Genomic DNA, 23,410 nt, shown 5'->3' on the forward strand with positions numbered 1-23,410 from the left:
GGCATCGGGGGCAGGCGTCGAGGGGGGAGGTGCCGAGGGGGGCAGGTGTCGGGGTCGTCGAGGGGCAGGCCGCCGAAGGCAGGTCAGGCGTCGGGGTCGGTGAAGACCTCGGGGACCTTGTTGTCGACGACGACGCGGGCCAGCAGCGCGGCGAGCCGGTCGCGTTCGCTCGTGTTCAGGCCCGAGGGCAGGTTCTCGAGGCGGCGGCAGGTCTCGTCGTAGAACCCGTGCGCGAGCCGGTCGCCCTCCTCGGTGAGGCCGACGCGGACGGCGCGTCCGTCCCGCGGATCCGGCTCGCGCCGGACCAGTCCGCGCTGGACCGTCCGGTCCACCAGCCCCGTCAGGCTCGACCTGGCGAGCCCGAGCATCTCGCCGAGTTCGCTCATGCCGTACGGCTGCGGCATCAGCACGCACAGCAGTTGGCCCTGTTGCGGTGTGATCCCGTGGGCGCGGCTCGACTCGGCGTACACGGCGTTCACGAGGAACGCCGACCGCACCAACGCGGCCACGACCGCCATTTGCCCACCTGCGGTTTTCCCCATGAGGGGAAAGACTAGCGGCGGGCGCCGGGACGGCTCGACCCTCCGCCGGACCGGATGTCCGGGCGGCCCGGACGGCCGTCCTCACCGTTGCCCTAGGTTGACCGGATGGGTTTTTTCGACAGACTGACCGGCACCAGACATCCCCGGCACGGACTGGTGCCGCGCTCCGCCGAGGAGGTCCGTGCCGCGCTCTTCGCGGTCAACGGCCCGGAGGTCCCGTTCCTGGTACGCGAGGCGCTGCCCGGGGAGCGTGCCGATCTGGTGGCGGAGTGGCGGGTCCGGGAGCCCTCCTGGCACGCGTACTTCGTCCGGACGCGGATGCAGCAGACGCTCAAGACCCGGATGCGGCTGGTGCCGGGGACCCACGAGGTGCGCACCGTCGACGAGTGGCGTGAGGTCACGTGGGTCGGCAATCCTCCCCGGCTCGCCCTGGCGCGGGAGTTCGGCCGCGGTCAGGTGAACACGGTCTCCCGCCAGTGGGCGGTCGAACGCGGTCCCGACGGCCGCCGGCGCCTGCGGGAGACGTACCGCTTCGACTCGGCGCAGATGAAGGATCCACTGCGGGCGGCGGTGCTGGCGGCGGGCTGGGTCTGGCGCGGGGTCACGTTCGGCAGGCTGTGAGCGCAGCCGGGGAGCGGTGAGCGGGACACGGGGAGGGCGTGAGGGGGAGGGGCCGAGGGGCGTCAGGCGTGACCGGCGTGTCCGGCGTGGGCAACCGCGTGCCCCTTGCCCCGGCCGATCATCCACTTGTTCACCGGCGTGGTGATCAGGAAGGCGACGGCGAAGCCGCCCAGCAGGGCCGCCCAGAACAGCCCGTCCGACAGCTGGGCGTCCATCGCGCCGGGGGTGAAGGCGATGATGGCGTTGTCGACCAGTTCCATCACGGCGATCGACACGGTGTCGGCGGCCAGCGCCACCTTGACCGCGGCCCTGAGCCCCAGGCCGGCCCGGCGTACCGCGAGCAGGGTGAGGGAGTAGCCGAAAAGGAACGCGAGAACGATCGCGACGACCATGGTCGGCACATTGCCCCAGCCGAGGGCGGTGCCGATGACCATCCCGAGGATCTCGCCGAGGGCGCACCCCGTGAGGCAGTGCAGGGTCGCCTTCACCGCCATCGCCCAGGAGGCGCCGCCGTGCCCCGCCGCGGGGGAGGCGTGATCGTGATGCGGTTCGCTGTGCTGAGTGTGATGCAGGTCGTGGTCCATGTCTCCTGTATACCCCCTGGGGGTATCGTGAGCAAGGGGTCGACCGGGCGGCGCGGGCCGGCCGGGGCGGGCGGCGTCTATACGATGTCGGACCGGGAAACGGACGGCGGCGGAGAGGAGACGGGGCGTGACGGATCACCGGCATCGTCCCCGGCGGCGGGGACAGGGCGAGCTGGAGGCGCTGGTCCTGTCGGCGCTGCGGGAAGCGGACGGTCCCGCCACCGCGGGCTGGGTGCAGGAACGCCTGGGCGGCGGTCTCGCCTATACGACGGTGATCACGATCCTCACCCGACTGCTCGCCAAGGGCGCGGTCACCCGTGAGCGCGGCGGGCGGTCGTTCGCCTGGCTGCCCGCGTCGGACGAGGCGGGGCTCGCCGCCCACCGCATGCGCAGGGTGCTGGACGCCGAGCGGGACCGCGAGGCCGTGCTGGCGAGCTTCGTCACCGGCCTCGGCCCCGATGACGAACGGCTGCTGCGCGAACTCCTCGGACAGCCCCGTGACGAGACCGGAGCGGCGGAAGCGGCGGCAGTGGCAGGGGTGTCAGAGGAGGCAGAGGAGGCAGAGGCGGGAACGGACCCGGACACGGGCCCCGGAGGGCACCCGGCCAGGGGCCCGGACCCGCACCCCGCCAGGGGCCCGGGCCCGCACCCCGCCAGGGGCCCGGGCCCCGAGGCAGACCCCGACGCGGGGAGAGGCTGAGGTCTCATGGGGGTCTTCGTCTTTCTGCCGCTGGTGCTGCCGCTCACCGCGTGGCCGGTCGCGCGGCTCGCCGAACAGCATCTGCACCCGCGCACCGCGACCCGGCTGCTGACCGGCGTGGCCGCGGTGATGGCCGTGTGCAGCACCGTGTGCCTGGGACTCCTCATGGTCGTCGGCACCGCCCAGCTCCCCGGCAACCCGCTGCCCGACGGCTGGTCGGACCCCGAGGTGCGCCGGGCCGTCCCCTGCGACGAGATCGCCGGCCGGGCCGCCATCCCAGCGCTGTGCGCGGTGGCCCTGCTCTGCGGCCGGACGCTGCTGCGGCACCACCGGGTGCGCCGTCGCGCCCACGGGGCGCTCGCCGGGCTGCCGGGCACGGAGGTCGTGGTCCTGCCCGACGGGACGCCGTACGCGTACGCGCTGCCCGGCGGCCGCCGCGACCGGATCGTCGTGACCACCGCCCTGCTCGACCGCCTCGGACCGGCCGAGCGGCGGGCCCTGTTCGCCCATGAGCGGGCCCACCTCGCGGCCCGTCACCACCGGCACCTGCTCGCCGTCCGGCTGGCCGCGCGGGCCAACCCCTTCCTGTGGCCGCTCGGCACGGCCGTGGCGTACACGGCGGAGCGCTGGGCGGACGAGGACGCGGCCCAGGCCGTCGGCAGCCGCCGCACGGTGGCCCGGGCGATCGGCACGGCGGCCCTGATGTCCGGGAGCGCGCCCCTGCCGGGTCTCGCCGGCTTCGCCGCGCCGGGGCCGGTGCCGCGCAGGGTGAGGGCCCTGCTCGGCCCCGCCCCGGCGGTGCGGCGCTGGCCGCCGGTGTTCACCACCGTCGGTCTCGCGGTCTGGGGCGCGGCGGCGGGCACGGCCGTGTCGGCGATGTCGTCGGCGAACTCCGCCGTCACGATGCTTGTCATCCTGCGTGCCGCGACGCCCCTGTGACGGGTGCCCTGTGACGGGTGCCCTGTGACGGGTGACCCCATGAGCCCGAGCCCTGGTGGCCGTGCGGCCCGGTGACCTGGCGACCCGGTGATCCACGGCCGTGTCGGGAGGTTTGGCCGGCCGAAAGGCGGTAAGCAGGGCCCGGGTAATGGTGTCGGAGCTCCCCCCGGCGGTTCCTTCGGGTCGGGAGCACGGTCGTGTGAGAGGTGTTCTGGTCTGTCCGGGTCGCGCCAGGAAGGCATCGGGCAGGCCACACTGCCCGCGAGCGGCACAGCGCCGACAGGGACCGGGCCGACGGAGACCGGGCCGGGCCCGGCCGGGGCGACACCGGCCCGGGCGCCCCGGATCGAGGCGGCCCAGAACCGGGCGGCACCAGCCGAGCCCGCCCAGTCCGAGGCGGCCCGGACCCGGGCCGCACGACCCGCGTCCGCACAGACCGCATCCGCACAGGTCGAGGCGTCCCGGATCGAGGCGGCACCGGCCGAGCCTGCTCAGCCCGAGGTGCCCCGGTCCGAGGCCGCACGAGCCGAGTCAGCACGGCCCGAGCCAGCACGGACCGAGCCCGCGCAGGCGGAGCCCGCACAGCCCGAGGTGCCCCGGTCCGAGGCCGCACGAGCCGAGTCAGCGCAGACCAGGCCCGCGCAGGCCGAGCCCGTACAGCCCGAGACCGCGCAGGCCGAGACCGCGCACGAACGGTCGGTGCGGGAGGCGGCGGGGCGGGGCGGGGCCGGGAAGCGGCGGGACGCCTTCTTCGACAACGCCAAGTACCTGGCGATCCTGCTGGTCGCCGTGGGGCACGCCTGGGAACCGCTGCGCGAGGGCAGCCGCACGGTCACCGCGTTCTACACGCTCGTGTACGCCTTCCACATGCCGGCGTTCGTCGTCATCTCCGGCCACTTCTCCCGCGGCTTCGACGGCAGCCCGCGGCGCGTCAAGCGCCTGGTCACCGGCGTCGCCGTGCCGTACGTCGTCTTCGAGGTGGCGTACACCCTCGTCACCAGGTGGACCGACGACGCCCCGGGCCGCGACATCAGCCTTCTGGACCCCCTCTACCTGACCTGGTTCCTGGCCGCCCTGTTCGTCTGGCGGCTGACCGCGCCGGTCTGGCGCCTCGTACGCCGGCCGCTGCCGCTCGCGCTGGCCGTCGCGATGCTCGCCACCCTCTCGCCCGCCATCGGCAAGGACCTCGACCTCCAGCGCGTCCTCCAGTTCCTGCCCTACTTCGTGCTGGGCCTGATGCTGAAGCCGGAGCACTTCCGGCTGGTGCGCCGCCGCGCGGTACGCGTCCTGGCGGTGCCGGTCTTCGCGGCCGCCCTGGCCGTGGCGTACTGCACGGCCCCGCGCGGCGTCTATCCCTGGTTCTTCCACAACGACAGCGCCGTGCAGCTGGGCGCGCCCTCCTGGTACGGCCCCGTGATGACCCTGGCCACCTTCGGCTGCTCCCTCGTCCTGGTGGCCTGCTTCCTGGCCTGGGTGCCCGGACGCCGCACCTGGTTCACCGCCCTGGGCGCGGCCACGCTCTACGGCTATCTCCTGCACGGCTTCGTCAAGCAGGCCGCCGGCCCCGCCCACTGGTACGACCACCCCTGGGTCCACCAGCCGCTCGGCGCCCTCGCCGTCACCCTCGTCGCCGCCCTGACCGTCACCCTGCTGTGCACGTCACCCGTCCGGCGGGTCTTCCGGTGCGTGGTGGAGCCGAAGGCGGAGTGGGCGTTCAGGGGCGCCGGCGAGGGCGGACGCGCGACGGCGTAGGGACGCTCACTCGGTGCGCAGGGCGGTCGCCGTCCTCGTCCTGGCGGCCCAGCCGGCCGGCAGCAGGGCGCCCGCCACCGCGATGACCAGCCCGCCCAGGGCGAGCAGGGCCAGCCCGGACGCGTCGTAGACGGCGATGTGCGCGGCCGGCAGGGTCATGCCGACGGCGTCGCCCATGAGCGGCGTGACGTAGTGGTGCAGGGCCACGCCGACGGGGACCGCCACCGCTCCCGCCACCAGTCCGATCCCGGCGACCGACGTGACGACCATGGTCACGGTCTGACGCGGGGCCATGCCCAGGGCCTTGAGGACGCCGAGGTCATGCACCCGGTCCCGGGTGTCGAGGACGACCGTGTTGAGCACGCCCAGCCCGGCGACCACGACGAGCAGCAGGGTGAGCGTCCCGATCAGCGCGTCCATGGCGGCGATCACGCTCGACTCGTCGCCGGCGTCGACCAGAGCCACGGCGCCGAGCGGCTCGAGCCTGTCGTCGAGAGCGGTCAGGTAGCTCGCCAGATCCGTGCCCGGCGCCGTCTCCACGGTGTACCGGCCCGGGACCGCGTCCAGTCCGAGCGCGCTCAGGGTCGACACCGGGGTGAGGAGTTCCATGCCCTGGCCCTCGGTGAAGAACGCCTCGCCGACGATCCGTACCCGGACGTGCCGGCCCTGCTCCGTCAGGGTCACCGTGTCGCCGACCCGGATCCCGGCGGCCTTCAGGAACCGGGTGGTGACCACGGCCTGGCCCGGCCCGTCCAGCCAGTCGCCCGAGACCATCGGGGGTCCGGCCCAGGAGGCGTCGCCCTGGTACGCCATCACGGTGGTCGCCCCGGTGATGCCGGACGCGCTCACCTCCGCCTGGGTCGTGCCGTAGAAGCGGCTGGTCCCCGGCTGCGCGCGGAGCGCGGCGGCGACCTGGGCCGGGTCGGCCTTCGGCTCCTCGGGCCCGCCGCCCACGTGGACCGCCTGCGCGCCGGGGGGTCCCTCGCCGCCGCCCGTCCCGACGACCACCGACCCGCCCGAGTTGAGCATGCGGCCCGACTGGATCGCCCCGAGCGTGAGGGCGAGCCCCACCCCGAAGGTGACGGCGGCCGCGCCGAAGACCACCGCGGCGGCCATCGTCGCCGACCGCGCCGGCCGGGCGAAGGGGCCCGCCAGCCCGAGGCCGACCGCCCGCGGCACCGCGAGCCGTCCCGTGAGCCGCCGCGCCATGCGCCCGCGACCGGTGCCGGGCGGGCGTCCGGCGGCGATCGCCTCCACGGTGCGCAGCCGTCCGGCGCGCAGCGCGGGCGCCAGAGCGGCGCAGGCGACCAGGCAGAGGGCCGCGGCGGGCACGGCCACGTCGATCCACAGGGGGATCGACTCCGACGGGCCGTCGAAGGCCTCCCCGACCTCGGCGAGCACGGGCAGGGCCAGCAGATTGCCCACCACCAGCCCCAGGACGCAGCCGACCGCCGCGGGGATCAGCGCCTGCCCGACGTAGGCCCGCACGACCTGCGCAGGGGTGAAACCGAGGGCCTTGAGGACGCCGATGCGGCGGGTCGCGGCGCCCACCGCGCCGCTCACGACGATGCCGATGACCAGCACCGACAGCAGCAGCCCCAGGACGCCGAACGCGGCGAGGAACGGCACGAACGCCATCGCGTTGGCGGTCTCCTCCTGCTTGACCGTCAGAGAGGACTGCGACCCGGTCAGCGCGCCCGCCGGCGCCGCCGCGGCGATCGCGGCCCGGCCGGCCGCGACCTGTGCGTCCGTCCCGGCGTGAGCGAGGCGGTAGAACATCTCGTACTCGGGGGCGCCGCCCGGCGCGGCCAGCTCCGCGGCCCGCGCGGGGGTCACCCAGGCGTCCGCGGTGCCGGTCACCGAACGGGCGACCCCGACCACCGTCAGCGTGGGGCTGCCCGGCGCGTCGGGGAACGTCAGCCGCGCGCCCGGTTCGACGGGCAGCAGGTCCTTGGTGACCACGATCTGGCCGGGGCCGGTGAGCCAGGCGCCGGCGACGAGGTCGATCCGGTCGACATCGCCCCCGGCGTCCGCCCGCCCGGCGACGGTCAGCGGCGGCAGGTCGACGCCCTCCGGGATGATGTCCGAGGACGAGGCGGTACGCGCGCGCACCGCGACGGTCCGGAAGGGCCCGGCCGCCGCGGTCACGCCCTGCGCGCGGGCGGTCGCCGTGAGCTCGGCGGCCGTAGCCTTCGCGCCGTCGAACCGCGCGGTCAGATGGGCGCCCCGCTGCTGCGCGAAGGCATGGTTGAAGGGCGCCTGGGACGCGACGAGCAGCCCGGCGGCGAGCACCGACGCGGTGACGGCCATGAGCGTCGTCATGATCATCACGGCGGTCTGCAGCCGCCGCCGTCCGACCCCGGCCCGCACCACCCGCCCGAGGGCGTTCATCGGGACACCGCCGCCGCGCCCCTGGCGTTCCTGGTGTCCCGGACGACCCGGCCGTCGACCAGCTCGACGGTCCGGGTCGCGCAGGACGCGGCGAGGCTCAGATCATGGGTGACCAGGACGATCGTCTGCCCCGACGCGTTGAGTTCGGCGAGCAGCTCCCGCACGTCCGCGCCGGAGGCCGTGTCCAGCGCGCCGGTGGGCTCGTCGGCCAGCAGCAGGGCGGGCCGGTTCATCAGGGCCCGGGCGACCGCGACGCGCTGCCGCTCCCCGCCGGACAGCCGGCCGGGGTAGGCGTCCGCGTGCCGGTCGATGCGCAGGTCGGTCAGCAGACCGCGGGCCCGCGCGCGGGCCTGCGCCCGGGGCATCCCCGCCAGCTGGGCGGGCAGCAGCACGTTGTCGGTGACCGTCAGGTCGTCCAGCAGGTTGAAGAACTGGAAGACCATGCCGACCGTGGTGCGCCGGTACCGCGCCGACCCGGCCTCGCTCAGCTCGTCCACCCGCCGCCCGTCCACGGTGACGCTGCCCGCGCTCGGCCGGTCGAGTCCCGCGATCAGGTTGAGCAGCGTGGACTTGCCGCTGCCGGACGGCCCGAGGACGGCGAGCGCCTCTCCGGCGGCCACGCTCAGCGTCACGTCGGCGAGGGCCGGCGTCCCCTCCCCGTACGTCCTGCTCACAGCCCGAATGTCGATGACGGGCGCGGTCGCTGCCACGATGCCTCCAGGGTCGGCGGTCCACGGTTCGGTCCGAAGCTAGGGGCGGACCCCGGACCCCCGCGTCGCCTGGGACGGCGAGACCCCCTGACCCCCCGGGATGACCCGCCGGACATGTCATCCCTGCGATGTACGCACCCGATGTACGGCGCGCGTGCCGTCCTCCGCAGCGGGACGGATGTGGGCCGTGCGCGCGGATTGCCACACTGTGCGCATGGGCGGGGCGGCGGTGCGGGCGGAGATCGTGGAGCGGTGGCGGACGGGGGCAGCGGCCCTGCGGCGGCGCAGTCCGCTGCCCCGCCCGTCGCGCTGGATGTGGGCGGCCGACGCGATCCTCGCCTTCGTCCTCGCCGCCTGCACGGTGGGCGCCGCCTACCGGCGGGGCGACGGCGTCGGGCCGGTTGCGCCGGCGTTCGTGCCGGCGCCGCCACGGCTGCCCGTGCCGCCCGGTGTCCCGCACGTCGGGCCGTTGCCGGACGGCGGCGTGGGCGTGACGCAGCTCGCCGGATCCGTCGAGCCCTGGCTGCTGCTGCTGGCCGCCCTCACCGCGCTGCCCCTGGTCGTGCGCCGCCGGTTCCCGCTGTCCGCGTTCTGGGCGGTGATCGTCGCGACCCTGCTCTTCAACGAGCGCCTCAGCGACGGCGACCCGACCCTGTACACGTTCCTGTCCTGCGTGGTCGCCGCCTACAGCGCGGCCGTGTACAGCCCGTACCGGGCGCGGGCGCTCGCGGGCCTGGTGGTCGGCGCCGCCCTGGTCGCCGCACTGCGGGACGAGAACTTCCCGTCGTTCGCCCCCGGTCTGGTGCCGTTCCTCGCGCTGCTCGCGGTGGGACTGGGAGCCAACGCGGTCCACATCTGGAAGCAGCGGCTGACCGCCCTGGAGGAGGAGCACGAGGCCGCCACCCGGCTGGCCGTCGACCGCGAGCGTTCCCGGATCGCGCGCGAACTGCACGATGTCGTGACCCACAATGTGAGCGTGATGGTGATCCAGGCGGGCGCGGCCCGCAAGGTGATGGACACCGCGCCCGACCGCGCCCGCGAGGCGCTGCTGGCCGTCGAGGCGGGCGGGCGCACGGCGATGGCCGAACTGCGGCACGTCATGGGCCTGCTCACCATGGCCGGCGACGGGGTGGAGCGCGCCGCGGACGCGCACGGCGGCGGGAACGCCGACGACCCGGACGCCGGGGCCGGACTGGCGCCGCAGCCGGGCCTCGCCCAGGTGCCCGCGCTCACCGACCGGGTGCGCGAGACCGGGGTGCCCGTCGAGCTGACCGTCACCGGCACCCCGGTCCCGCTCGCCCCCGGCGCCGACCTGGCCGCGTACCGCGTGGTGCAGGAGGCGCTGACCAACACGGTCCGGCACGCCGTCGGAAGCCGGGTGCGGATCGCCATCGAGCACGTTCCCGGCGCGGTGCGCATCGAGGTGTCCGACACCGGCGGCACGTCCGCGGCGCCGGACGGGCTCGGCGGCGGCCGCGGCCTGATCGGCCTGCGCGAACGCCTCGCCGTCTACGGAGCCACCCTCCGCGCGGGCGAACGCCCCACCGGCGGTTTCGAGGTCCGCGCCGTCATCCCGGTGCAGGAGCTCGCGTGACGGAGCAGCCGCCGCGCGTGGTGATCGCCGACGACCAGGCGCTGGTCCGCACCGGCTTCGGCATGATCCTGGCCGCGGACGGCATCGACGTCGTCGCCGAGGCCTGCGACGGGGACCAGGCCGTCGAGGCGGTCCGGCGCACCCGGCCCGACCTGGTCCTCATGGACATCCGGATGCCCGGCACCGACGGCCTGGAGGCCACCCGGCGGATCCTCTCCGGCCCCGTGCCACCCGAGCCGCCCCGCGTCATCATGCTGACCACCTTCGACCTCGACCGTTACGTGTACGCGGCGCTCACCGCCGGGGCGAGCGGCTTCCTCCTCAAGGACGTCACGCCCGAGCACCTCGTCGCCGCCGTCCGTCTCGCCCGCACCGGCGACGCGCTGCTCGCCCCCGCGATCACCCGGCGCCTGGTCGAACGCTTCGTCGCCCGTGAGCCGGTGGCCTCCGCCGCCCTGCACCGCGACCTGACGGTCCTCACCCCCCGCGAACTCGAGGTCCTGCGCTCCCTCGGCACCGGCCTGAGCAACGCCGAGCTCGCCGCGCGGTTCCGTCTGAGCGAGGCCACCGTGAAGACCCACGTGGCCCGGATCCTCGCCAAGCTCCGGCTGCGGGACCGCGCCCAGGCCGTCGTCGTGGCCTACGAGACCGGCCTGATCACCCCGGGAGCGGACACCCCGGCCCGGGACCTCTGACGCTCTGCGGCCCGTACCTGCGGCCTGTATCTGCGGTCCGCCGCGAGGCCTTCCACGGGCTCCGCCGCGCCCGGCCTCCGGCCGATCGGGTGATCTGCCTCACAGGCTGTCACAGGGAACGGCGAAGCGGTGTCTTGAGGCCGAGCACCGAACATGGAGGAGACGACATGGCCGAGAACACCGATGTTGTCGTGATCGGCGGCGGATACGCCGGCGTCATGGCCGCCAACCGCCTGACGCAGCGCGACGACGTGACCGTGACGCTGATCAACCCCCGCCGCACCTTCGTCGAGCGGATCCGGCTGCACCAGCTGGTGGGCGGCTCCGACGACGCGGTCGTCGACTACGCGAAGGTCCTGGCCGCCCGCGTCCGGCTCACGGTCGACACCGTGACCCGGATCGACGCGGCCGGACGTGCCGTGGAGCTGGCCTCCGGCGGCACGGTCGCCTACGACTACCTCGTCTACGCGGTGGGCAGCGGCAGCGCCGACCCGCAGGTGCCCGGCGCGGCGGAACACGCCTACCCGCTCGCCGACCTGGAGCAGGCCGAGCGGCTGCGGCCGGTCCTCGCCGCCGCGCCCGCGTCGGCCGCCGTGTCGGTGGTCGGCGCCGGCCCGGCCGGCATCGAGACCGCGGCCGAACTGGCCGAGGCGGGCCGCGCGGTGACCCTGGTCTGCGGCGGCGTGCTGGGCCCGTATCTGCACCCGCGCGGCCGCCGCGCGGTCGCCGGGCGGCTGGCCCGGCTCGGGGTGACCGTGATCGACGGCCCCGGCACCCGGGTGACGGAGGTGACCCGTGAGGCCGTGCGGCTCGCCGACGGACGCGAGCTGCCGAGCGAGGTGACCGTCTGGACCGCCGGTTTCGGCGTGCCGGACCTGGCCGCGCGCAGCGGACTGAGCACCGACGCCCTCGGCCGCCTGCGCACGGACGAGACCCTCACCAGCGTGGACGACCCGCGCATCGTCGCGGCCGGGGACGCCGCGGCGCCGTCGGACCTGCCCTTCCGGCAGGGCTGCCAGTCCGCCGTGCAACTCGGCCCGCAGGCCACCGAGACGGTGCTCAGCCGCATCGCCGGCGAACCGCCCGTGCCCGTCGAGGTGGGGTTCGCCGGCCAGTGCCTGAGCCTCGGGCGGCGCGCCGGCGTCTTCCAGTTCTCCCGCAGGAACGACAAGGCGGTCGGCGTCCACCTCGGCGGCCGGCTGGGCGCGAAGGTCAAGGAGCTGGTGTGCAGGAGCACCGTCCGGCAACTGGCGTACGAGGCGCGCAAGCCCGGCGCGCGCACCTGGTGGGCCAAGGACGCCGAACGCCGGCACCTGCTCAGCGCGACGCGCGACGAGGCCCCCGGTACCGCGGGCCGGGAGCCCGACATCGCGGGCCGGTCCGCCTAGCGGAGGAGAGCACGGCCGCACGGGGAGAATGGATCCCGGTGTGGACACACACGCCCCCAGCCCGTCGACCACCAGGGCCGACCGTGAGGAAGAGGGAAGGACCGCATCATGGACGCCGCCGCCGCTGATCCGGCGACCGACACGTTCGTCGCCCACCGCAACCTCCTCTTCACGGTCGCGTACGAGATGCTCGGCTCGGCGGCGGACGCCGAGGACGTCCTCCAGGAGACCTGGCTGCGCTGGATCGACGTCGACCTGGAACAGGTGCGCGACCGGCGGGCCTACCTCGTCCGCATCACGACCCGTCAGGCGCTCAACCGGCTGCGCACCCTGACGCGCCGCAAGGAGGCGTACGTCGGCCCCTGGCTGCCCGAGCCGCTGCTCACCGCCTCGGACGTGGCCCAGGACGCCGAACTCGCCGAGAGCGTGTCGATGGCGCTGATGCTCGTCCTGGAGACCCTGTCGCCGACGGAGCGCGCCGTCTTCGTGCTGCGCGAGGCCTTCGACGTCGGCTACGACGAGATCGCGGCCGCGGTCGACAAGAGCCCCGCGGCCGTCCGCCAGATCGCGCACCGCGCGCGTAAGCACGTCGACGCCCGCCGTCCTCGCGAGGCGGTCTCCCCGCGCGAGACCCGGGCGGCGCTGGAGTCGTTCCGGCACGCGCTCGCCACCGGGGACCTCCAGGGACTCCTCGACGTGCTCGCGCCCGACGTCGTCCTGCTGAGCGACGGCGGCGGGATCCGGCAGGCCGCGCGACGGCCCGTCGTCGGCGCCGACAAGGTGGCCCGCTTCGTCCTGGGCGGCACGGGCAGGCTCAAGGTCGCCGTCACCGGCCACCCGACCCTGGTCAACGGCAACCCGGCACTCCTCGTCCGGGTCGGCGGCGAGGACGACGGCGTCATGGCGATCCGCGTCGAGGACGCCCGCATCACCGCCGTCTACTACATCCGCAACCCCGAGAAGCTGACCCGGGTCTCCCACGAGACCCCCCTCACGCGGCGCTGACCACCCCGGCGGCGCACCCCGCCCCGCCCCCCGGGGCCCCCGCTCCGGCCGATTTTCATGGCGTATTCACAGCAACGGCCGACGCGCTCCCCGACAGCGCCCCGCCCGGTCAGAGCGGCGCGCTGACCAGCGGAAACGCGAACGCCCGACGGGGCGGCGAGGCGTCGCGGCCGAGACGCGACCGGCGATAGAAAGCGATGTCCACCACTTTCCGGAAGCGTTGCTGTTCGTAGCGTTGACACCCCGCGCACCCCCTCTTATTGTCACGCCACCATTCCGACCACGTGACGATATTTCGAACGGCTGAAAGGCAAGTGCCCTGCGCGCCACCGAAATCAGTACAGACGTGGCAGGCGCGCCCCGGCGCGACCCGGCACCTGTACAGGTGCGCCCTGGTGACGCCGGCACCGGAGCCGACGAGACCTGCTTACGGGGCCGTCCCGTCGCACCGGCCGACGATCCACCGGACACCGAGGCGCCCGAGCGCCCGCCCGAGCGACGCGCCGGGCGATCCGATCGTCAGTCAGTTCAGCGTGACCCTCCGCCTGTTCACCGTCCATGAACAGGTGCGCCAGGCCCCCGACGGCCTCGCGACCGCCCGCTGATCCCGTGGATCGCGGAGCGGACCCGCGCCGCGGGGCGTACCGCTCCACCGGAACTCCGGTCGGTACAGCGCGCCCCCAACCCACCCGCACGGCGCCCCCCTGAGGCGCCGGGACCCGAACCCCGCACCGAGACCCGCGCGAGCGCGTCCCACCCCGGGTCCCCCGTCCCCGCTCGAAGGCCGCCCGGCCCGCCCGCCGGTTCCCCGCGGCCTTCCGACAACCCCCCATCCTCTCAACGACGAGAAGAACGAGGAACGATCACCATGCGCAACCGAAGAGCCGCCCTCGCCGCCACCGCCGGAGCCGTCTCTCTCGCCCTCACGCTGTCGGCCTGCGGTCAGGACACCGGGGGCAGTTCCGAGGGCGGCTCCGAGAGCGGCACCATCGGCATCGCCATGCCCACCCAGGCGTCCGAGCGCTGGCTCACCGACGGCAAGAGCGTCGTCGACGACCTGAAGGCCGACGGCTACGACACCAAGCTGGTGTACGGCGAGGACGACCCGAAGACGCAGGTCGCTCAGATCGCGTCCCTGATCAAGCAGGGCGTCGACGCGCTCATCATCGCCGCCATCGACAACAAGTCGCTGAACGGCGTGCTCCAGAAGGCCGCCGACGCGGAGATCCCGGTGATCTCCTACGACCGGCTCATCCTCGGCACCGAGCACGTCGACTACTACGTCTCCTTCGACAACGAGCAGGTAGGCCGGTTCCAGGCCCGCTACATCATCGACAAGCTCGGCCTGGAGGACGGCGCGGGCCCCTTCAACGTCGAGCTGTTCGCCGGATCCCCCGACGACAACAACACCAAGTACTTCTTCGACGGCGCCATGCACCTCCTCCAGCCGTACCTGGACACCAAGCAGTTGGTGGTCCGGTCCGGCCAGACCGCCCTCAAGGAGGTCACCACCCTGCGCTGGGACGGACCCACCGCGAAGAAGCGCATGGACGACATCCTCGCCGACTCCTACGGAAGCAGGAAGGTCGACGCGGTCCTGTCCCCGTACGACGGCATCTCCATCGGCGTCCTGGACGCGCTGAAGGCGGACGGCTACGGCTCCGGCAACAAGCCCCTGCCGATCGTCACCGGGCAGGACGCCGAACTCGCCTCGGTGAAGTCGATCATCGCCGGCGAGCAGTCGCAGACCGTCTACAAGGACCTCCGTCAACTGGCCTCTGTCGCGGCCGAGATGGCCAACGACATACTCAACGACAAGACGCCGAAAGTGAACAACAGAAGGGCCTACGACAACGGGGTCAAGGCCGTGCCCGCCTACTTGCTGCAGCCGACGACCGTCGACAAGAGCAACTACGAGTACGTCCTGGTCGCGGGCGGCTACTACACCGAGGCCGAACTCAAGTAGCCCACGGCCCGGTTCCGACCGCGCCGGGCCACGACCGACGACGACCACGCCGACCAGGTTCGCCGCGGTCGTCGTCGGTCGCCCTCGACGGTCCGCGGCCGTCGTCGGTCACCGCGGTCGCCTCCACCCGTCAGGGTGACCGCCGCTCGTCGCGGTCACCGCCCCGCTCGTCGCGACGGCCCGTGTGCACGGGACTAGATCCACGTCTCGAACCACATCCGCGCCCGCCAGTCGCCGACCGGGATCGTCCGGCCGGTGTACACGGGCCAGAGGTAGACGAAGTTCCAGGCGATGAGCAGCACGAGCCCGCCCGCGGCGACCGCGCCCAGCGTCCGGCGTCTGTCGTCCGCCCCCGGCGGACCCAGGAGCGCGCCCAGCGTCATCGCCACGGCCAGGCACAGGTACGGCACGAAGACGACCGCGTAGAAGGAGAAGACCGTACGGTCCTGGTACAGGAACCAGGGCAGGTAGCCGGCCGCCACCGCGCACAGGACGGCGCCGGCCCGCCAGTCGCGGCGCAGCGCCCACCGGAAGAGCAGATACACGAGCGCGCAGCACGCCGACCACCACAGCAGCGGCGTGCCGAGCGCGAGGACCGCCTGCGAGCACTCGGTCGCGGCGTGACAGCCGTCCTGCCCGGCCTTCGGCGACCGGTAGTCGAACAGCACCGGGCGGCCGAGGACCAGCCAGCTCCAGGGATTCGACTCGTACCGGTGCCAGGAGTGCAGCCCCACGTTGAACCGGTAGACGCCGTACTCGTAGTGCCACAGGCTGCGCAGCGGGGCCGGTATCCACGACCAGGCGCCGCCGCGGCCGTCCGCCCAGTGCCGCCCGTAACCGCCGTCGGACCTGAACCAGCCGGTCCACGTCAGCAGGTAGGTCACGACGGCGACCGGCACCAGCGACAGCACGGACCAGCCGAGATCCCTGCGCAGCACCGCCCGGTAGGGCCGCTCCGCCCCGGCCACGCGGCGCGAGCCGACGTCCCACAGCAGGGTGAGCACCACGAAGAAGGCGAGGAAGTACAGGCCGTTCCACTTGGTCGAAGCCGCCAGCCCCAGGAAGACACCGGCCGCGAGCCGCCACGGACGCGGTCCCGTCCCGGCCCGGCCCGCGGTGACCCGGTCCGGGCGCGCGCGGCCGTCCGCGTCCACCGGGAGCGCCGCCGCCAGCCGGGCCCGCGACCGGTCCCGGTCGAGCAGCAGACAGCCGAACGCCGCCAGCACGAAGAACATGACCACGAGGTCCAGCAGCGCCGACCGGCTCATCACCACGTGCAGACCGTCCAGCGCCATCAGCGCGCCGGCCAGGCAGCCCAGCGCCGTCGACCGGAACAGCCGCCGTCCGACGCGGCACAGCATCAGCACCGACAGCGTGCCCAGGAGCGCGGTCATGAAGCGCCAGCCGAACGGGGTGAGGCCGAACATCCACTCACCGAGGGCGATCACCCACTTGCCCGTCGGCGGATGGGCGACGAACGCCCCCGTGTCGGAGAGCGGGATCACCTGGGGGTCGGCGAGGATCTGCGGGTCGGTGATCTTGCGGTCCGGCCAGGTGCCCTCGTAACCGAGCCGCAGCAGCGCCCAGGCGTCCTTGGCGTAGTAGGTCTCGTCGAAGACGAGCCCCCGCGGCTGCCCGAGACGCCGGAACCGGATCACTCCGGCCAGCAGCGCGACGAGCACCGGCCCCAGCCAGTCCATGATTCTCGCGGCGCGGTACGCCCCGTCCGGACCGAGGCGTATGAGCTCCCCCCAGCGGGTCGACGGTCCCGGAAAGGGCGGAACCAGACGCTCCCGGACGCCGGTCCCGGGGCGCCCGGCGTAACCGAACAGGCGCAGCCGCCCCTGCCAGTCGCCGTGCGCCGTCACCGGACGGCCGTCGTCGAGAACGGGGGAGCGCCGCACGCTGCTACTCGTCACCGGACGACCCTAATCGCCGACCGGCCCGAACACCCCCGCGCTGCCGCCTCCTTGGGCCTTTTCCCGCTGGAAATCGCGGAGGGGCACGACGACGCACGGTCCCGGACGGCAATCACCGGGGGAAAGGGATTCACCGGCCGGATGAGGATTCACCGGCTGTAAGGGGAACCATCGGCCGGAAAGGGAACCACCGGCCGGAAAGGGAATCACGGGCCGGAAAGGGAATCACGGGACGCAAAGGCGATCACGAGGTGTCGAAGACGACGATGCTGCGACGGCGAACGAGAATCCCGCACATCCCCACCCGGAGGATCCGCACGACCCCAGCCGCTCATGACGTCATGACGTCATGAGCGGACTTGTACAGGGAACTCATGGGTAGCCCATAGAGACCCCTGCCGGAGGTTCCAGCGCTGAACCGGTCGGGGTAGCCCGCGCGGAGAGCGAATGGATACCCATACCAGCGGCTAAGCAGCACCTTTCCTGCTTTTGTCGGGTGGGTCGGGAACCGGATGAACTGCCCTTCTATGGACGTCGGATTCCGGGCGGCGGAGAGAAGTCCGACGGTGGCGAACCGATTGTCGGGGCACCCGGATATCCACGGCTTCTCTGAAAGGAACGAGCATGGCAACTCCCCTGACCGCGACCAGGGTTCTCGCCGCCCTGAGAGCGGAAGGCGTCACTGTCGTCGAAGTCGGCAGCTGGCGCACCCACAACAGGGCAGGGCACGGCGCGTGGGGCCCGGTGGCGGGCGTGGTCGTCCACCACACCGTGACCTCCGGTACGGCCGCCTCCGTGGCCATCTGCCGCGACGGCTACTCCGGCCTCCCCGGCCCCCTCTGCCACGGCGTCATCGACAAGCGGGGCGTCGTGCACCTCGTCGGCTGGGGCCGCGCCAACCACGCCGGCAGCGGCGACGGCGACGTCCTGAAGGCCGTCGTCGCCGAGAAGGCCCTGCCCGCGCCGAACGAGAACGACACGGACGGCAACGCCCGCTTCTACGGCTTCGAGTGCATCAACCTCGGCGACGGCAAGGACCCCTGGCCGGCGGCCCAACTCGACGCCATGGTCCGCGCGTCGGCGGCCCTGTGCCGGGCGCACGGCTGGTCGGCCGCCTCCGTGATCGGCCACAAGGAGTGGACGAACACCAAGACGGACCCGCGCGGCTTCTCCATGGCCGACTTCCGCGCCCGGGTCGCGGCCCGGCTGCGCCAGGCCCCCGGCGCCGACGCATCGACCCCCACCCCGACCGACCCGAGCCAGGAGGACACCGTGCCCAACCCCTCGATGCTGAACGAATCCAACGTCACCGATGTCGAGCTGCCCTCCGGCGAGTGGGTCGGCCTGGCGTTCACGGACCCGGTCGTCCACTCCGGGCCGCGCCTGCACAACACCCTCGTGCACGTCTCGCTCGACGAGAAGGCGCCCGACGAAGCGCTGGTCGAGGGCCGCTTCTACCTGACGGACACGTCCGGCAAGCACCCGTCCGCCTACCAGACCGTCACCCGCTACGGCGGAGGCGGCCACCAGTTCGCCCTGTCCGGCACCGTCCCGGCCGGGAAGCACCTGCGGTTCCAGCTGCGCGTGAAGACGGCCGACGCCCGCCCCGTCACGCTCCTCCACCGCACCGCGACCGGCCCGTACTGGCCCGTCTGACCCGCCCACCCCACCCCCGTGACCGAGAGGAGCACCATGAGCGCCCCCCGCACCATGAGAGCCCCCAGCACTATGAGAGCCCCCGCCCGGCCCACCCGGTCCGCCCCGCCCACCCGGACACAGCCAGGAAAGGATGCCTCCACGCGGACCGATGCCCAGAGCCACGCCCAAGCCCAGGTCCAGGGTCGGGCGCTGGTCCAGGCCCAGGTCCAGGGTCGGGCTCAAGGTCGGGCTCAATGTCGGGCCCAGGTTCCGCGGGAGTTACGCACCTCCGCTCCTGCGAACGGCAGGCGCTGAGATACCGGTCGACGCGCCCCGCCCCGGTGCCCCCGGTGCCGGGGCGGTCCATGGCGCGCCACGCCGTCGGGAGCGGTCCAAGGTGTCCCGACGAGGTCGGGGCGGCCGCTACGCGCCGGGAGCCCGGTAACGGACCTGCCCGGCGGTGCGCAGGGCCTCGACGGTCTCGTCGACGGTCAGGAGGACAGTCGTCTCGAACGAGCTGAGCGCCCCACCCCCGCTGATCGCCAGCGCGACCGCGGCCATGGACACGTTGTCCGGGGCCTCCCACAGGTTGTAGCCGTCGTGCGTGCCGAAGGCGTACCAGAATCCGTGGAGCCTCCCGCCGACGGACTCGATGTACGTCCGAGCGGCCTGCGCGCGATCCTCCGGGTTGCCGATCAGCCGCGCCCAGGTCTCCGGCGTGTAGCTGAACCTCGACAGATAGAGCGGCATCATGTCTCCCTTTCGTCCGGGAAAGGGATGCCCCACGAGGCGGGACGTGCTCACAGGACGCCCCGTGTGTCCCCCGAACGCCACACCGACGACCGGCCCGGCGGCGTGCGGCGGTCGGACGGTCCCCACAACCCTGACAGCGACCCGGCGGCTCTGATCTGCACGTCGCACAGCGCGGCAACCACCGTGCGGGCCCTCGCGCAGCCATCCTCGTCGTGCCGACGGCGGGGCGGTACAGCCGGATGGATCGCTCCTGGGGCGTGTTCGAGATTCTTCGGAGTCCGGCGGTCCGCGGATGTCGAGAACGGGCCACCGGCTCCGTCCCAGGGACGGCAGCGGCCACCACCGGCCGCACGAGGAAGCAAGCGGAAGCACGCGGAAGAAGGAGAAGCCAGCATGGCGATTCAGCGGATGGACAACGTCGGCATCGTCGTCGAGGACCTGGACGCCGCCGTCGCGTTCTTCGTGGAACTCGGTCTGGAGCTGGAGGGCAGGGCCGAGGTGGAGGGCCTCGTCGCCGACCAGTGCACCGGACTCGACGGCGTCCACTGCGACATCGCGATGGTCCGCACCCCGGACGGCCACAGCCGGCTCGAGCTGGCGAAGTACCGCAGCCCCGCGGCGATCAGCGCCGGCCCGCGCAACCGGCCGCACAACATCCTGGGCACGCACCGCGTCATGTTCGCCGTCGACGACCTCAGGGACACCGTTGCCCGCCTGCGCCCCCACGGCGCCGAACTCGTCGGCGATATCGCCCGGTTCGAGGACAGCTACCTGCTCTGCTACCTCCGCGGCCCGGAAGGCGTCATCGTCGGCCTGGCCGAACAACTGACCTGAGACGGAGAGCCGGAACGGAAATCCTCACCGCCCGGTAGGCGCAGCCGTCCGCGGCACGGCCTCGCCCCACCGCTTCGACCTCGGCAGGTTCGGCGGTCTCGGCGGTTTCAGCGTCCGCGTCGGCGCCCCAGCAGCCTCGCCTGCTCGGTCTTCAGGTGAGAGAACCGGTCGCGGGTGTACTCCCTCAGCTCCCGGCCAGGGAACGCTATGAGTGACAGGTGTTCTTCGTAATTGCCCTTGGCCCACTGCGCGGCGGTGATCTCGTATCCAGCGACATGAGCGCAGAGCTGGAGCAGGGCCGGGGGCATCTCCTCCTCGATCAGAAGGTCGGCCTTCGTGACCACCACGTCGCGCATCGCCTGAATGTTGGGGATGAAGACGGTAGTGGCCCATGTGCGCCACCGCGCGAGTTCCTGCTCGGTGGGCGGTATGTCATGGCGGAAGGGGTCCCGCCCGTCGGGGCGGGCGTACATCTCGGAGAAGGCGTCGTAGGCACGGCTGTTGGCTTCCATCAGTGCGAACAGCGGACCGTAGAAGTCGCTCAACTGGACGTTGACCCGCGTCAGTCGGGCCTGCCTCTGCGCCAGTCGCAGCCCGTTGAGATAGGTCGCCAGGTAGCCGATGAACGCCAGTCCGACGGTCAAGATCACTGTGGCCATGAGAGGTGATGGTAAGCCGCCCCGATCGGCTGACCTGATCGCCGGTCCCGTTCCCCTGGGCGACCTGCCTCCGCAGGCTGGACAGCGGTGCCTGCACCGGACTGTGTCAGGAGAGTGCCCCTGCCACGGCCCCTGCCACGAGCAGCAGACCGACGAGCAACTGGAGTACGAGACCTGCGCGGGACCCGAAAGAGGCCAGGTAGTACGCGCTCTCGGCGGACGAGGGTTTGCGTGCATCGAACACGACGGGAACCTCCTCGCCCTCCCACGGTGGCGGCTTGGGGGCGGTGACGAGCGCCCAGACCTCCTCGCCGTCGGCCGTCCGAAAGGAGCAGTTCAGTCTCTCCACCGCCGTACCGCCGCGGCGTATGCGCTCCTTGCAGACGGCCAGGGTCTCCACCCCGTGCTTCCTCAGCCGACGGTTGCGCAGTTGCTGGGGAATGAAGAGGAGCGATGCGATGCCGAACGGAACGGAGATGATCAGGAACGGTATGCCGTAGTTCGTGGTGCTCGCGAGCGTGGTGTACAACTGCGTTCGCCCCCCGGTAAGTCGCGTGATGCCGCAGCATACAAACTGTCGCCGGGGTACTGGCCGGTCCACTTCTGGATCGGCGAGGGCATGGCAGGGAACAAGAGCGCGGCGCTGTACCCGGGCCCGTTCCGCTCCACCTAGCGCGCCGCGCTGATCTGTCAGCACCCGGCCAGCGACCGTGACCCGGCCACCGCTGATCGGCTCGGGCCGTGATCCGCGAGGGTGAGGAAGAGCCAGTCCCCGACCGGGGAAGTGGACTCCGCGTGGACTCTAGTGGCCCGCACGCTTGCGGCACGACCCCGAGCACGACGAAGGGCCAGCCTGGGAGGAAACCCTCCTGAGCTGGCCCTTTTTCTGTGCCCCCGGCAGGATTCGAACCTGCGACACCCGCTTTAGGAGAGCGGTGCTCTATCCCCTGAGCTACGAAGGCGGGATGGCGACCCGGTGGGTCACTGGCGTCAGCGTACCGGATACGGGTTGGCGGGTGTGGGGGTCAGGTCAGGGGGACGTGGGTGAAGCGGGCGGCTGTGTGGAGGTCTGTCTCGATGTGGGAGGCGGTCGAGAGCAGGGCCGGGAGGATGTCGTGGACGCACTCCTCGGCTGTGCGGCGGGCGACGTGGGTCGCCGCGTTGAGGGCGGCGATCACCCGGCCGTCCCGGTCGTGGATCGGGACGGCGATGGCGCGCACGCCCTGTTCCGGCTCCTCTTCGGCCAGGGCGTAGGCCCCCGTCGCAGTGGGACCGGCGAGGAGCAGGCGGCCGAGGGAGCTGGAGGGGGCCGGGAGCCGGGTGCCCACGGCGATGTCGACGCTCATGACGTGGGGGGCGGTCGCCCGGGCCGTGTACTGGATCTCGTCGCCCTGTTCGGTCAGGACCGCCAGGGAGGTCGTCTCCTGGACGGCGTCCGTCAGGGCCGCCAGGTGGGGTGCCGCGATCCGGGGGAGGGACGTGCGGGAGAGGGGCGGGAAGCCGAGGGAGAGGACCTGGGGCGTGAGGGCGAACGTGCGGCGGGGGGTGGGGGAGACCAGGCCCAGGTGCTCGTGGGTGATCAGGGCGCGGCGGGCCGTCGCTCTCGCGAGGCCGGTCGCCTTCGCGACCTCCGTGAGGGTCAGCTCGGCCCTGCCCTCGTCGAAGGCCGCCAGGACGGTCAGGCCCCGGGCGAGGGACTCGATGAACTCGCGGCCCAGTTCCTGCTTCGACGCGCCCGTCCAGGTCGCCAGTCCGGCGGGGGGCGGGCCCGGCTCGGGGCGCGGTGCGCGGCGCAGGTCCTCCTCCATCGCCGTCACGGCCAGACGGAGGCGGGGGAGGAGCGTCTCGCGCAGGTCCGCGGAGGTGTGCCGGCTCGTGTGGCTGACGACGTTCGCCACGCACGCGATCCGGGCGGTGCGCGGATCCCGTACCGGGACGGAGACGGCCACCAGGCCCGGCTCGATCAACTGGTCGTCGACGGCGCAGTTCTCCTCCGCCGCCCGCGCGGTCCGCCCGACGAAGTCCTCGTCGCTCCCCGCGCCCTGCGGGGGTGGCGGCAGGGCCGGGAAGTCCTGGTTGCGCGGGTCCCTCGTCCTGCGGGCGCGCCAGGCCCGCCACTCCTCGTCCGTCCACTCCGTCGCGAACAGCTGGCCGGGCGCGGTGCGTTCGGCCGGGAGCAGGTCACCGATGCGGAAGCTCAGGGACATCGCGCGGCGACGGGTGGCCTGGTGGATGAAGCGGATGCCGTCCCGGTCGGCGACCGCCAGGGACACGGACTCGTCCAGTTCGTCGGCGAGGCGGTCCGCACGGCCGGACAGCAGCGCCGGCAGGCGTAGCGCGGCCAGGTAGGCGTTGCCGAGTTCCATGACACGGGGGGTGAGGACGGCGTCCCGGCCGTCGAGACGGACGTATCCCATGCGGGTGAGGGTCGCGGTGATGCGGTCGACCGTGGAGCGCGCGAGGCCGGTGGTCCGCTCCAGCGCGCTCAGGCTCATCGTGCCGCCCGCCTCGGTCAGCCCCCGCACCACGGTGACCCCGCGGATCAGCGGCGCGACCGCCTCCGCGGGCGCCTGCCCCGCCCCCGGGGTCGGGACCGGAGCCGGGACCGGGGCGGATGCGGTCGTCTTCGCGGACATGGCTGCTCGGTTCTCCGATACGGCTGCGGTGGTGGGGACTGAGGGGGGTGGGGGGGGCGGGGACCGGTCGGCTGACGGTGAGCG

At 73.2% G+C, this 23,410-nt stretch carries 19 protein-coding genes, 1 tRNA gene and 1 pseudogene; 11 read left to right on the forward strand and 10 right to left on the reverse strand.

Annotated features, from left to right (window positions below; translation table 11 throughout):
• Positions 1 to 83: 83 nt before the first annotated feature.
• Positions 84 to 518, reverse strand: a complete 435-nt coding sequence (locus tag J2X68_RS07285) for a MarR family winged helix-turn-helix transcriptional regulator (RefSeq protein WP_057600699.1) — start codon at positions 516 to 518, stop codon at positions 84 to 86.
• A 129-nt stretch (positions 519 to 647) separates the two neighbouring features.
• Here J2X68_RS07285 and J2X68_RS07290 point away from each other — a divergent pair, with 129 nt between their 5' ends.
• Entirely contained in the window at positions 648 to 1,163 is a 516-nt protein-coding gene (locus J2X68_RS07290; RefSeq protein ID WP_310431612.1) for a hypothetical protein, read from the forward strand.
• 62 nt (positions 1,164 to 1,225) lie between these two features.
• On the opposite strand, the gene J2X68_RS07295 is transcribed toward J2X68_RS07290, so the two are convergent.
• Positions 1,226 to 1,747, reverse strand: a complete 522-nt coding sequence (locus tag J2X68_RS07295; protein WP_310431613.1) for a DUF4396 domain-containing protein — start codon at positions 1,745 to 1,747, stop codon at positions 1,226 to 1,228.
• Between the two features lie 127 nt (positions 1,748 to 1,874).
• On the opposite strand from J2X68_RS07295, the pseudogene J2X68_RS07300 reads away from it, so the two are divergent.
• From J2X68_RS07300 to J2X68_RS07310, 3 genes and pseudogenes are all read left to right on the forward strand, one after another.
• Positions 1,875 to 2,252 (forward strand): annotated as a pseudogene (locus J2X68_RS07300) (BlaI/MecI/CopY family transcriptional regulator); the annotation flags it as partial.
• Between the two features lie 201 nt (positions 2,253 to 2,453).
• On the forward strand, positions 2,454 to 3,386 hold the full coding sequence (locus J2X68_RS07305) for a M56 family metallopeptidase (protein ID WP_310431614.1): 933 nt from the start codon (positions 2,454 to 2,456) through the stop codon (positions 3,384 to 3,386).
• 699 nt (positions 3,387 to 4,085) lie between these two features.
• A complete protein-coding gene (locus tag J2X68_RS07310; RefSeq protein WP_310431763.1) occupies positions 4,086 to 5,138 on the forward strand; it encodes an acyltransferase family protein in 1,053 nt (350 codons plus the stop codon).
• 6 nt (positions 5,139 to 5,144) lie between these two features.
• Here J2X68_RS07310 and J2X68_RS07315 read toward each other — a convergent pair whose 3' ends face one another.
• Together J2X68_RS07315 and J2X68_RS07320 are read right to left on the reverse strand one after the other, a co-directional pair.
• Positions 5,145 to 7,529: an ABC transporter permease gene (locus tag J2X68_RS07315; protein ID WP_310431615.1), complete on the reverse strand. Its 2,385-nt coding sequence runs from the start codon at positions 7,527 to 7,529 to the stop codon at positions 5,145 to 5,147.
• Entirely contained in the window at positions 7,526 to 8,239 is a 714-nt protein-coding gene (locus tag J2X68_RS07320; RefSeq protein ID WP_310431616.1) for an ABC transporter ATP-binding protein, read from the reverse strand. Before J2X68_RS07320 ends, J2X68_RS07315 begins: the two co-directional genes overlap by 4 nt.
• A gap of 214 nt (positions 8,240 to 8,453) precedes the next feature.
• On the opposite strand from J2X68_RS07320, the gene J2X68_RS07325 reads away from it, so the two are divergent.
• The 5 genes from J2X68_RS07325 to chvE all read left to right on the forward strand — a co-directional run bounded on the left by J2X68_RS07325 (position 8,454) and on the right by chvE (position 14,887).
• The gene (locus J2X68_RS07325) at positions 8,454 to 9,833 is read left to right on the forward strand and encodes a histidine kinase (protein ID WP_310431617.1); all 1,380 of its coding nucleotides are present in this window, start codon (positions 8,454 to 8,456) and stop codon (positions 9,831 to 9,833) included.
• A complete protein-coding gene (locus tag J2X68_RS07330; RefSeq protein ID WP_310431618.1) occupies positions 9,830 to 10,528 on the forward strand; it encodes a response regulator transcription factor in 699 nt (232 codons plus the stop codon). Before J2X68_RS07325 ends, J2X68_RS07330 begins: the two co-directional genes overlap by 4 nt.
• 167 nt (positions 10,529 to 10,695) lie before the next feature.
• Positions 10,696 to 11,916: an FAD-dependent oxidoreductase gene (locus tag J2X68_RS07335; RefSeq protein ID WP_310431619.1), complete on the forward strand. Its 1,221-nt coding sequence runs from the start codon at positions 10,696 to 10,698 to the stop codon at positions 11,914 to 11,916.
• Between the two features lie 108 nt (positions 11,917 to 12,024).
• Positions 12,025 to 12,921, forward strand: coding sequence for an RNA polymerase sigma-70 factor (locus J2X68_RS07340; RefSeq protein WP_310431620.1), 897 nt, complete (start codon positions 12,025 to 12,027; stop codon positions 12,919 to 12,921).
• A gap of 868 nt (positions 12,922 to 13,789) precedes the next feature.
• Positions 13,790 to 14,887, forward strand: a complete 1,098-nt coding sequence (gene chvE / locus J2X68_RS07345; RefSeq protein WP_310431621.1) for a multiple monosaccharide ABC transporter substrate-binding protein — start codon at positions 13,790 to 13,792, stop codon at positions 14,885 to 14,887.
• 194 nt (positions 14,888 to 15,081) lie between these two features.
• Here the strand turns inward: chvE and J2X68_RS07350 are convergent, their stop codons facing one another.
• The gene (locus J2X68_RS07350; RefSeq protein WP_399039505.1) at positions 15,082 to 16,791 is read right to left on the reverse strand and encodes a dolichyl-phosphate-mannose--protein mannosyltransferase; all 1,710 of its coding nucleotides are present in this window, start codon (positions 16,789 to 16,791) and stop codon (positions 15,082 to 15,084) included.
• Between the two features lie 639 nt (positions 16,792 to 17,430).
• On the opposite strand from J2X68_RS07350, the gene J2X68_RS07355 reads away from it, so the two are divergent.
• Positions 17,431 to 18,462: a peptidoglycan recognition family protein gene (locus J2X68_RS07355; protein ID WP_310431622.1), complete on the forward strand. Its 1,032-nt coding sequence runs from the start codon at positions 17,431 to 17,433 to the stop codon at positions 18,460 to 18,462.
• A gap of 405 nt (positions 18,463 to 18,867) precedes the next feature.
• Here J2X68_RS07355 and J2X68_RS07360 read toward each other — a convergent pair whose 3' ends face one another.
• A complete protein-coding gene (locus J2X68_RS07360; RefSeq protein WP_310431765.1) occupies positions 18,868 to 19,194 on the reverse strand; it encodes a GYD domain-containing protein in 327 nt (108 codons plus the stop codon).
• A 396-nt stretch (positions 19,195 to 19,590) separates the two neighbouring features.
• On the opposite strand from J2X68_RS07360, the gene J2X68_RS07365 reads away from it, so the two are divergent.
• Positions 19,591 to 20,031 carry a VOC family protein gene (locus tag J2X68_RS07365; RefSeq protein ID WP_310431623.1) on the forward strand — a complete coding sequence of 147 codons (441 nt, stop codon included), beginning with the start codon at positions 19,591 to 19,593 and terminating at the stop codon, positions 20,029 to 20,031.
• A 107-nt stretch (positions 20,032 to 20,138) separates the two neighbouring features.
• On the opposite strand, the gene J2X68_RS07370 is transcribed toward J2X68_RS07365, so the two are convergent.
• The 4 genes from J2X68_RS07370 to J2X68_RS07385 form a co-directional block, all read right to left on the reverse strand.
• The gene (locus J2X68_RS07370; protein WP_310431624.1) at positions 20,139 to 20,690 is read right to left on the reverse strand and encodes a hypothetical protein; all 552 of its coding nucleotides are present in this window, start codon (positions 20,688 to 20,690) and stop codon (positions 20,139 to 20,141) included.
• Positions 20,691 to 20,796: 106 nt separating this feature from the next.
• Complete coding sequence (locus tag J2X68_RS07375; protein WP_310431625.1) at positions 20,797 to 21,219, reverse strand: hypothetical protein; 423 nt, start codon at positions 21,217 to 21,219, stop codon at positions 20,797 to 20,799.
• A 360-nt stretch (positions 21,220 to 21,579) separates the two neighbouring features.
• Positions 21,580 to 21,652: transfer RNA gene (locus tag J2X68_RS07380), tRNA-Arg, on the reverse strand.
• A gap of 63 nt (positions 21,653 to 21,715) precedes the next feature.
• A complete protein-coding gene (locus tag J2X68_RS07385; RefSeq protein WP_310431626.1) occupies positions 21,716 to 23,326 on the reverse strand; it encodes a helix-turn-helix domain-containing protein in 1,611 nt (536 codons plus the stop codon).
• Positions 23,327 to 23,410: the final 84 nt, after the last annotated feature.

Source organism: Streptomyces sp. 3330 (genome assembly GCF_031456635.1).
Lineage (GTDB): Bacteria > Actinomycetota > Actinomycetes > Streptomycetales > Streptomycetaceae > Streptomyces.

Coding starts and splice junctions, on each gene's coding strand:
- J2X68_RS07285 (WP_057600699.1), bottom strand. CDS start 518: ATGGCGGTCGTGGCCGCGTTGGTGCGGTCGGCGTTCCTCGTGAACGCC.
- J2X68_RS07290 (WP_310431612.1), top strand. CDS start 648: ATGGGTTTTTTCGACAGACTGACCGGCACCAGACATCCCCGGCACGGA.
- J2X68_RS07295 (WP_310431613.1), bottom strand. CDS start 1,747: ATGGACCACGACCTGCATCACACTCAGCACAGCGAACCGCATCACGAT.
- J2X68_RS07305 (WP_310431614.1), top strand. CDS start 2,454: ATGGGGGTCTTCGTCTTTCTGCCGCTGGTGCTGCCGCTCACCGCGTGG.
- J2X68_RS07315 (WP_310431615.1), bottom strand. CDS start 7,529: ATGAACGCCCTCGGGCGGGTGGTGCGGGCCGGGGTCGGACGGCGGCGG.
- J2X68_RS07325 (WP_310431617.1), top strand. CDS start 8,454: ATGGGCGGGGCGGCGGTGCGGGCGGAGATCGTGGAGCGGTGGCGGACG.
- J2X68_RS07335 (WP_310431619.1), top strand. CDS start 10,696: ATGGCCGAGAACACCGATGTTGTCGTGATCGGCGGCGGATACGCCGGC.
- J2X68_RS07340 (WP_310431620.1), top strand. CDS start 12,025: ATGGACGCCGCCGCCGCTGATCCGGCGACCGACACGTTCGTCGCCCAC.
- chvE (WP_310431621.1), top strand. CDS start 13,790: ATGCGCAACCGAAGAGCCGCCCTCGCCGCCACCGCCGGAGCCGTCTCT.
- J2X68_RS07355 (WP_310431622.1), top strand. CDS start 17,431: ATGGCAACTCCCCTGACCGCGACCAGGGTTCTCGCCGCCCTGAGAGCG.
- J2X68_RS07360 (WP_310431765.1), bottom strand. CDS start 19,194: ATGCCGCTCTATCTGTCGAGGTTCAGCTACACGCCGGAGACCTGGGCG.
- J2X68_RS07365 (WP_310431623.1), top strand. CDS start 19,591: ATGGCGATTCAGCGGATGGACAACGTCGGCATCGTCGTCGAGGACCTG.
- J2X68_RS07370 (WP_310431624.1), bottom strand. CDS start 20,690: ATGGCCACAGTGATCTTGACCGTCGGACTGGCGTTCATCGGCTACCTG.
- J2X68_RS07385 (WP_310431626.1), bottom strand. CDS start 23,326: ATGTCCGCGAAGACGACCGCATCCGCCCCGGTCCCGGCTCCGGTCCCG.